Raw genomic sequence first — 8140 nt, forward strand, 5'->3', positions numbered from 1 at the left:
TCTCCAGCGCCACGGGTTCACAATAACGCGAAAAGGAGGATGATGCCCCTGGTCTCCCCCAAATGGCCAGGGACATCACCCTTCACGAGAAGGACCCCCCATATGCGCCCGACTCTGGTCATACTTCACCACTGTCCGCGACGTCCGTACAGTCGTCCGTACGGACGACGCTGGAGGCGGCTAGGGTGGGGCACCCCGGCAACGTCGCTAGGAGGCCCCATGCCGCTCCCCGAATCACTCGCCAGCAGACTCCGCCTGCCCGTGGTGGCCGCTCCGCTGTTCCTGGTCTCCGGCCCGGAACTGGTCATCGCAGCCTGCCGCGCGGGCGTGCTCGGCGCGTTCCCGGCGCTCAACCAGCGCACCACGGAGGGGCTCGTCAGCTGGCTCGAACGGATCGACGGCGCACTCACCGCCTCGGACGCGCCCCACGCCGTGAACCTCATCGTCCATGCCACCAACACCCGGCTGACCGCCGACCTCGAGGCCGTCGTCTCCCACAAGGTGCCGATCGTCATCACGTCGCTGGGCGCGGTGCCCGACGTCGTGGAGGCAGTGCACTCCTACGGCGGGCTCGTGCTGCACGACGTGACCACGCTCCGGCACGCGCAGAAGGCGGCCGCCGCGGGGGTGGACGGCCTGATCCTCGTCTCGGCCGGGGCCGGCGGTCACGCGGGCACCACCAATCCGTTCGCACTCATGGCATCCGTGCGGCCGTGGTTCGACGGCATCGTCGCGCTGGCCGGCGGCATCACCAGTGGGGCCGACGTGCTCGCCGCGCAGGCGCTCGGGGCGGATCTTGCGTACATGGGCACCCGCTTCGTCGCCACCGCGGAGTCGCGCGCCTCGGACGACTACCGCAGGCTGATCGTCGAGGCCGGAGCCGCCGACATCGTCTATACGCCCGAGGTCAGCTCCATCCCTGCGAACTTCCTCGCCGCGAGCCTCGCTGCGGCCGGCGACGAGACCCGCGACGAGTACACGGCCTGGCGCGACATCTGGTCCGCCGGTCACGGGGTGGCGGGCATCCATGACATCCCGACGGTCGCCGAGCTGGTCGACCGCCTCGCGGCCGAGTACGACGCGGCCCGGACGCGGGTGGGTTAGGACTGGTCGCGGCGGTCCGCCGCGTCGAGCTTCTCCTCCATCTGCGCGATGAGTTCCGGCGTCATCGCCGGCAGGCGGCCCGTGTCGAAGAGCCCGCCGGAGAGGTCCGCCGGGTCCAGGGCGTCGTCGATCTCCTCCGCGGTGAGGTTGCCCTCCGCCAGCACCAGTTCCCGGATCGAGCGCCCACTCCTGAGCGCCTCTTTGGCGATCTTGCTGGCGTGCAGGTAGCCCAGCTTCGGCATCAGCGCCGTGACCACGCCGACGGAGGTCGACACCTGCCTGTCCAGGCTCTCGCGGTTGACGGTGATGCCGTCGACGCAGTTGATCCGCAGCGTGCGCACCGCTCGGCGCAGCCAGGTGCTGTTCTGCAGCAGCACGTGCGCCATGACGGGCTCGAACGCGTTGAGCTGGAGCTGCCCGGCCTCGGCCGCGAAGGACACGGTGATGTCTGCTCCCGCGATCACGAACGCCACCTGGTTGACCGCCTCCGGGATCACCGGGTTCACCTTGCCGGGCATGATCGAGCTGCCGGCCTGCACCGGTGGGAGGTTGATCTCCCCGAAGCCCGCCTGGGGCCCTGAGCTGAGCAGCCGGAGATCGCTGCAGATCTTGCTGAGCTTCATCGCGGCGCGCTTCATCACCGACGACGCGGAGATGAACACGCCGGTGTCACTAGTGGCCTCGATCAGGTCCGGGCCGTTGTGGAGCTGGGGGTGTCCGGTGATCACGCGCAGGTGCCCGATGACCGCCTTGGCGTAGCCGTCGGGCGCGGTGATGCCGGTGCCGATGGCGGTGGCACCCAGGTTCATCTCCTCCAGCAGCGGGAGGACGTCCTCGATGCGGTCGATGTCCTCGCCCAGGGTGGTGGAGAAACCCCGGAATTCCTGACCCACCGTCATGGGCACGGCGTCCTGCAGCTGGGTGCGCCCCACCTTCAGCACGTCCTTGAACTCGCGACCCTTGGAGGCGAACGAGTTGCGCAGCAGCCTCATCTCCTGGGTCAGCCGCTCCATGGCGTAGACGAGGCTGAGCTTCACCGCCGTCGGATAGGTGTCGTTGGTGGACTGCGAGCGGTTCACGTGGTCGTTGGGTGAGATGTAGTCGTAGTCGCCGAACGGCCTCCCGGCCAGTTCCAGCGCGCGGTTGGCGATCACCTCGTTGAAGTTCATGTTGGTCGAGGTGCCGGCCCCGCCCTGGATGACGCCCACGACGAACTGGTCGTGGAGTTCGCCGTCGACGATGTCCTGGGCCGCCCTGTCGATGAGGTCGGCGCGCTCCGCGTCGAGCACCCCGATGTCGCGGTTGGCTCGCGCCGCGGCCTGCTTCACCTGGGCGTAGGCGACGATCAGGTCCGGGTACACCATGATCTGGCGACGGCTGATGTAGAAGTTCTCCACTGCCCGCAGCGTGTTGATGCCCCAGTAGACGTCATCCGGGATCTCACGCTCCCCCAATGAATCACGCTCGATGCGGACCACGATTCCTCCTCGCTGAAGAACAACACCGTCACGCTACCCGACATGGTTGAGTTACGACCATGGATCTGATCGCCTGGGTGATTCTGAGGGACGACGTGGGCCGCGTGCTGCTCGCGCGGCGCAGCGGCACCATGCTGGCCGACGGGCTGTGGAACCTGCCCGGCGGCCACATCGAGGACGGTGAGCCCGCCGTCGTCGCCGCCGCACGCGAGGCGGGCGAAGAGATCGGGGCCACCGTCGCCGCTGGCGACCTGTCCCACGTCGGCCTGCAACGCTTCGACGTGGCCTACGGCGCGACCCGGGCGCGGGGCTTCAACTTCTTCTTCGAGTCGACCGTGTGGCACGGCGACCTGGCGCCGGGCGAGGCGACGTCCGAGGTGGGGTGGTTCGCCGTCGACGACCTGCCGGAGGACTCACTCCCCTGGCTCTCCGCGGCCCTGCACACGCATCTGGTCGAGGGCCACTTCTACGTGGAGACTGTCGCCTGACAGGTATGTCGCCAGGCCCGGAGGGACGAGCCACGATCGCCGGTTGAGAGCTTCTGCAGCAGCAGGGTCTCGGCCAACGCGGCCTTGGCGAAGTCGCCCAGGTCGAGGGACTCGTCGATGCCGTGCATCCGCGAAGTGGGATCCACCACGGCGGTGACCAACACCAGCGCGCCCTCGTTGCGGCTGGCGAACTCACCGACGATCGGGATGGAGCCGCCGATGCCCATCTCCACGGGCTCGACGCCGAACGCCTCGCGGATGGCGTCGACGGCGGACCGGGCACGCTCGTCGTCGAGCGAGGTGCGGCTGCCCGCTCCCCCGCGCTCCGACTGGATGTCGATCTTCGCGCCCCAGGGGGTGTGCCTGATCAGGTGCTCGCGCAGCGCCCGGTCCGCGGCGACGGGGTCGTCGCCCGGGGCGAGACGGACGCTCACCTTGGCGCGGGCCGACGCGATGAGCGTGTTCGACGCGTCCTTGACGGAAGTGGCGTCGATGGCCAGAACGGAGCAGGCCGGCTTCGTCCACATACGCGCCGAGGCCTTGCCCTCGCCGATCCACTGCACGCCGTCGAGGATGCCCGCCTCCGCACGGAGTTGCGCGTCGTCCTCGTAGTCGATGGTGGGCTCGGGGTCCACGGCGAGGCCCTCGATGGCGACGTTGCCCTTGTCGTCGTGCAGGGTGGCCAGCACGCGGCACAGGGTGGTCAGCGCGTCAGGCGCGAGGCCGCCCCACTGGCCGGAGTGCACGCCGGATTCGAGCGTCGAGACGGTGACCACCGCGTCGATGAGGCCGCGCAGCGTGGTGGTGAGCGCGGGCTGACCCACCGTCCAGTTCATGGAGTCCGCGATGATGAAGACGTCGGCGGCCAGTTGCGTGCCGAAGGTGTCCAGGAGTCGCTGCATCGACGGGGAGCCGATCTCCTCCTCACCCTCGATGAAGACCTTCACGCCCACCGGGGGCTTGCCCTCGAAGGCGCGCAGCGCGGCCAGATGCAGCGCGACGCCGGCCTTGTCGTCCGCGGAGCCGCGCGCATACAGGCGGCCGTTGCGCTCGGAGGCGCTGAACGCGGGCGTGGTCCACGCCTCGGGATCGCCGATGGGCTGCACGTCGTAATGGGCGTACAGCAGCACGGTGGGCTGACCCTCGGGCGCCGGGAAGTGACCGTAGACGGCCGGCTTGCCGCCGGCCTCGAGGAACTCCACATGCGGGCACCCCACCTCGCGCAGCAGTTCGGCCACCGCCTCCGCGGCCGTCAGTACGTCGTCGTCGTGTTGGGGCACCGACGAGATCGAGGGGATGGCGATGAGGCGCTCGAGGTCCGTGAGGACGGACGGCAGTACAACGTTGACGCGGTCATGCAGGCTCATGGATCCAGACTACTACTTTCGCATGAGCCGAAGATGTATTCTGCCTCCATGAAACAACGGCCACCGATGATCGCGCCGCTCCTGCGCACGGACCTCCAGGGAGAACTGCTGGCCGCGCTGTTCCTGCACCCCGACGGGGAGTACACCCTCACGGACCTGTCGCGCCTCCTGGACGCCGGGCTCAGCACGGTGCACACGGAGGTGGAGCGGCTGGCGGAGGCCGGCTTCATCCGCGAGCGCCGCGTCGGACGGGCCCGGTTGGTCCGGGCGAACCCCACCCATCCGCTCACACCGTCGCTCACCGAGATGCTGACGCTCACCTACGGGCCCCCCGCGGTGCTGCCGACGCTGCTGTCACGGCTGAAGGGCGTGGAGGAGGCCTACCTCTACGGGTCCTGGGCCGCGCGCCGGTTGGGCGACCCCGGCCCGTACCCCGAGGACGTCGACGTGCTGGTGATCGGCGCCGTGTCCCGCCGCTCCGCCGGCCGCGTGCAAGCCGAGGCCACCGGGCTGCTGCGCCGCGACGTCAACCTGACGGTGCTCCCCACCGACGAATGGCACCAGCCGACCACCGGCTTCGCCAAGACGGTCCGCTCCGGCCCACTCGTACCGCTGACGCTGTCCTAAGCTGGCAGCATGTCGCGCCCAGCCCTGGCAGACCTCATCAAGGAGCGCCGCGTCGAGTCCGTCGCGCGGGACCCCCAGCAGGTGGCCACCCTGCGCGAGCAGGCGCGGGCACACCTGGCCAGTTCGCGGATGATCGGACACACGGACGTGGCCGGCGCCTTCTCGCTGGCCTATGACGCCATCCGCAAGGAACTCACGGCGCTGCTGCTGGAACACGGCCTCCGGGCGAAATCCGCCGGCTCGCACGCGGCCACCGGTCAGGCCGCGGGCATCCTGCTCGAGGGGTTCGACACCAACGGTTTCGAGTGGTTGCGCCTGGTGCGCAACGCCACCGAGTACGGATCGACGAAGCGCCCCGGCGCCACCATGGAGGACGTGGAAGAGGCGTGGGAGTTCGCGCGCGAACTCGGTGAGTTGAAACCTAGGCCATCGCAGCGGGAATGGGCGAGACCCAGACGTTCCTCGCCTCCTCAGCCGACACCGTGAACTGACCGACGAACTCGAACTCGTCACCCTCGGTGACCTCGCCCAGGCGCTGCACCGGAACGCCGTGCTCCGCGCAGAGTGCCTCGAACTCGGCGACGGCGCCCCCGGCCAGCGACACGATCGCACGCGCCGCGGACTCCGCGAACAACTCGACGGTGGGGTCGCCCTCGGGCAGCGTCACCGCGAAGCCGGTGCCACCCTTGAACGCCGACTCCGCGAGCGCGACCGCCAGGCCACCCTCGCTGAGATCGTGCGCCGACGACAGCAGGCCGCGCCTGGCGGCCTCGCCCATGAGCTTGGCCAGTGCCATCTCCGCGCCCAGCTTGACCACCGGCGGCAGGCCGCCGAGGTGGCCGTCGTGCACGGCGGCCTCCCAGATGGAGCCGGAGAGTTCCTCGCCGGTCTCACCGAGCAGGAGGATGGAATCACCGGGATGCGTGAACGACGCGCGGATGCGGGTGGCCACGTCGTCGATCACGCCGAGCACGCCGACGGTGGGCGTGGGGAGGATGGGCTCCTCAGCCGTCTGGTTGTAGAGCGACACGTTGCCGCCGGTGACCGGGATGCCCAGCTCACGGCAGGCGTCGACCAGGCCGAGGATGGCCTCCGCGAAGGTCCACATGACCTCCGGGTCCTCCGGCGAGCCGAAGTTGAGGCAGTCCGTGATGGCCACCGGCTCCGCGCCGGTGACGGCCACGTTGCGGTACGCCTCGGCCAGCGAGTGCTGCGCGCCCAGGTACGGGTTGAGGTAGGTGAAACGCGAGTTGGCGTCCAGCGCGAGCGCGATGCCCAGGCCGGTCTCCTCGTCGATGCGCAGCATGCCGGAGTTCTCCGGCTGCGCCAGGACGGTGTTGCCGCGGACGTAGCGGTCGTACTGCTGCGTGACCCACGTCTTGTCCGCCACGTTGCCGTGCGCGAGCACCCGGAGCAGCGCGGCGCGCAGGCCCTCAGCGGTGTTCTCGCGCGGCAGGTCCTCAGCGCGGTCCGCCTGCACGTCGTCCAGCCACTCGGGGCGGTGGTAGGGGCGCTCGTAGACTGGGCCCTCGTGCGCGACGGTCTTGGGGTCGACGTCGACGATGGTCTCGCCGTTCCATTCGATCAGCAGGCGGTCACCCTCGATGACCTCGCCCACGACGGTGGCCTGGACGTCCCACTTGCGGCAGATCTCCATGAACCGCTCGACGTTGCGGGGCTCGACCACGGCCATCATGCGCTCCTGCGACTCGCTCATGAGGATCTCCTCAGGCGCGAGGTTCGGGTCACGCAGCGGCACCAGGTTGAGGTTGACGAACATGCCGCCGTCGCCGGCCGAGGCCAGTTCCGAGGTGGCGCAGGAGATGCCCGCGGCGCCGAAGTCCTGGATGCCGTTGATGATGCCCGCCTGGAACAGCTCCAGCGTGCACTCGATCAGCAGCTTCTCCATGAACGGGTCGCCCACCTGGACGCTGGGTCGCTTGGCCGGGCCGTCCTCGTCGAACGTCTCCGAGGCCAGGATGGACGCGCCGCCGATGCCGTCCCCGCCCGTGGCCGCACCGAACAGGATCACCTGGTTGCCCACGCCCGAGGCGTGCGCCAGGTGGAGGTCCTCGTGGCGCAGGACGCCCACGCAGAGGGCGTTGACCAGCGGGTTGCCCAGGTAGGAGGTGTCGAACTGGACCTCGCCGCCGATGTTGGGCAGGCCGAGGCAGTTGCCGTAGCCGCCGACGCCGGAGACGACGCCGGGCAGCACCCGCCGGGTGTCGTCGGCGTCGAGGGGGCCGAAGCGCAGCGAATCCATCACGCCGATGGGACGCGCGCCCATGGCCAGGATGTCGCGGACGATGCCGCCGACGCCGGTGGCGGCGCCCTGGTACGGCTCGACGAACGACGGGTGGTTGTGGGACTCCGCCTTGAACGTCACGGCGTAGCCCTGACCGATGTCGACGACACCGGCGTTCTCGCCGATGCCCGCCAGCAGCGGTCCGCGCGGGGTCTCCTGGGACAGGCTGCCGAACTTCTTCAGGTGCACCTTCGACGACTTGTACGAGCAGTGCTCGGACCACATGACCGAATACATCGCCAGTTCTGCCGACGTGGGGCGCCGGCCGAGGATGTCGCGGATCATCTGGTATTCGTCGTCCTTGACGCCGAGCGCAGCGTACGGCTGCTCGACGTCGGGGCTCTGGAAGGCATTCTCAACGGTGTCTACCACAGGGACAATCTACCGTGCCGCGCTCGGAACCGTCGCCCGTGCTCAGCGAGGGCGCCCCTAACCCCCAGGGGTGGAATGCCCACCTGCGCCGATCGGCATGGGGAGAGACTGACCCCCTCGTCCTGCATGATGACCCATTCCCTTCTCCACGACGAAGTAGTCGTGGAGCCTTACCAGGAGGAGAACTGGATGTCGCATCCATTCGCCGCCCGCTGCGCGCGGGCCTTCGGTGTGGGTCTCCTGTCAGCCACCGTCGCGCTCAGCGCCGGGACTGCCATGGCCGCACCCGGGCAGGCACCCATCGCCACGGCCACCACCGAGTAGGTCAGGTGCTCCACCGCCCGGTGCAGCACCCCGCCGTCGCCCATCAGGTGGGCGGGGTCGGTGAGCCAGACGACG

7 protein-coding genes and 1 pseudogene are annotated in these 8140 nt (G+C 69.4%); 4 read left to right on the forward strand and 4 right to left on the reverse strand.

Annotated elements, in window-relative coordinates:
• Window positions 1–219: 219 nt before the first annotated feature.
• Window positions 220–1104 (forward strand): nitronate monooxygenase family protein, encoded by an 885-nt coding sequence (locus tag C3E87_RS07005; RefSeq protein WP_076060993.1) that lies wholly within the window; start codon window positions 220–222, stop codon window positions 1102–1104.
• Here the strand turns inward: C3E87_RS07005 and C3E87_RS07010 are convergent.
• The gene (locus C3E87_RS07010; RefSeq protein WP_233120752.1) at window positions 1101–2582 is read right to left on the reverse strand and encodes an aspartate ammonia-lyase; all 1482 of its coding nucleotides are present in this window, start codon (window positions 2580–2582) and stop codon (window positions 1101–1103) included. The genes C3E87_RS07005 and C3E87_RS07010 overlap by 4 nt on opposite strands.
• Window positions 2583–2641: 59 nt before the next feature.
• On the opposite strand from C3E87_RS07010, the gene C3E87_RS07015 reads away from it, so the two are divergent.
• Window positions 2642–3070, forward strand: a complete 429-nt coding sequence (locus C3E87_RS07015; protein WP_076060997.1) for an NUDIX domain-containing protein — start codon at window positions 2642–2644, stop codon at window positions 3068–3070.
• Here the strand turns inward: C3E87_RS07015 and C3E87_RS07020 are convergent.
• Window positions 3049–4437 (reverse strand): dipeptidase, encoded by a 1389-nt coding sequence (locus C3E87_RS07020; RefSeq protein WP_076060999.1) that lies wholly within the window; start codon window positions 4435–4437, stop codon window positions 3049–3051. The genes C3E87_RS07015 and C3E87_RS07020 overlap by 22 nt on opposite strands.
• Window positions 4438–4485: 48 nt before the next feature.
• On the opposite strand from C3E87_RS07020, the gene C3E87_RS07025 reads away from it, so the two are divergent.
• The gene (locus C3E87_RS07025; RefSeq protein ID WP_076061037.1) at window positions 4486–5064 is read left to right on the forward strand and encodes a hypothetical protein; all 579 of its coding nucleotides are present in this window, start codon (window positions 4486–4488) and stop codon (window positions 5062–5064) included.
• Window positions 5065–5073: 9 nt separating this feature from the next.
• A complete protein-coding gene (locus C3E87_RS07030) occupies window positions 5074–5550 on the forward strand; it encodes a HEPN domain-containing protein (RefSeq protein WP_076061001.1) in 477 nt (158 codons plus the stop codon).
• Here the strand turns inward: C3E87_RS07030 and purL are convergent.
• Both purL and C3E87_RS07040 read right to left on the reverse strand, forming a co-directional pair.
• Complete coding sequence (purL, locus tag C3E87_RS07035) at window positions 5486–7741, reverse strand: phosphoribosylformylglycinamidine synthase subunit PurL (protein ID WP_076061003.1); 2256 nt, start codon at window positions 7739–7741, stop codon at window positions 5486–5488. The genes C3E87_RS07030 and purL overlap by 65 nt on opposite strands.
• Window positions 7742–7911: 170 nt before the next feature.
• Window positions 7912–8140 (reverse strand): annotated as a pseudogene (locus C3E87_RS07040) (hypothetical protein); the annotation flags it as partial.

The organism is Tessaracoccus sp. ZS01 (assembly GCF_022342445.1).
Classification (GTDB): Bacteria; Actinomycetota; Actinomycetes; order Propionibacteriales; family Propionibacteriaceae; genus Arachnia.

What these genes read in the sequence shown, in the direction of transcription:
- C3E87_RS07030 (WP_076061001.1), top strand. Translation starts at nt 5,074, where the DNA reads ATGTCGCGCCCAGCCCTGGCAGACCTCATCAAGGAGCGCCGCGTCGAG.
- C3E87_RS07015 (WP_076060997.1), top strand. Translation starts at nt 2,642, where the DNA reads ATGGATCTGATCGCCTGGGTGATTCTGAGGGACGACGTGGGCCGCGTG.
- C3E87_RS07025 (WP_076061037.1), top strand. Translation starts at nt 4,486, where the DNA reads ATGAAACAACGGCCACCGATGATCGCGCCGCTCCTGCGCACGGACCTC.
- C3E87_RS07020 (WP_076060999.1), bottom strand. Translation starts at nt 4,437, where the DNA reads ATGAGCCTGCATGACCGCGTCAACGTTGTACTGCCGTCCGTCCTCACG.
- C3E87_RS07005 (WP_076060993.1), top strand. Translation starts at nt 220, where the DNA reads ATGCCGCTCCCCGAATCACTCGCCAGCAGACTCCGCCTGCCCGTGGTG.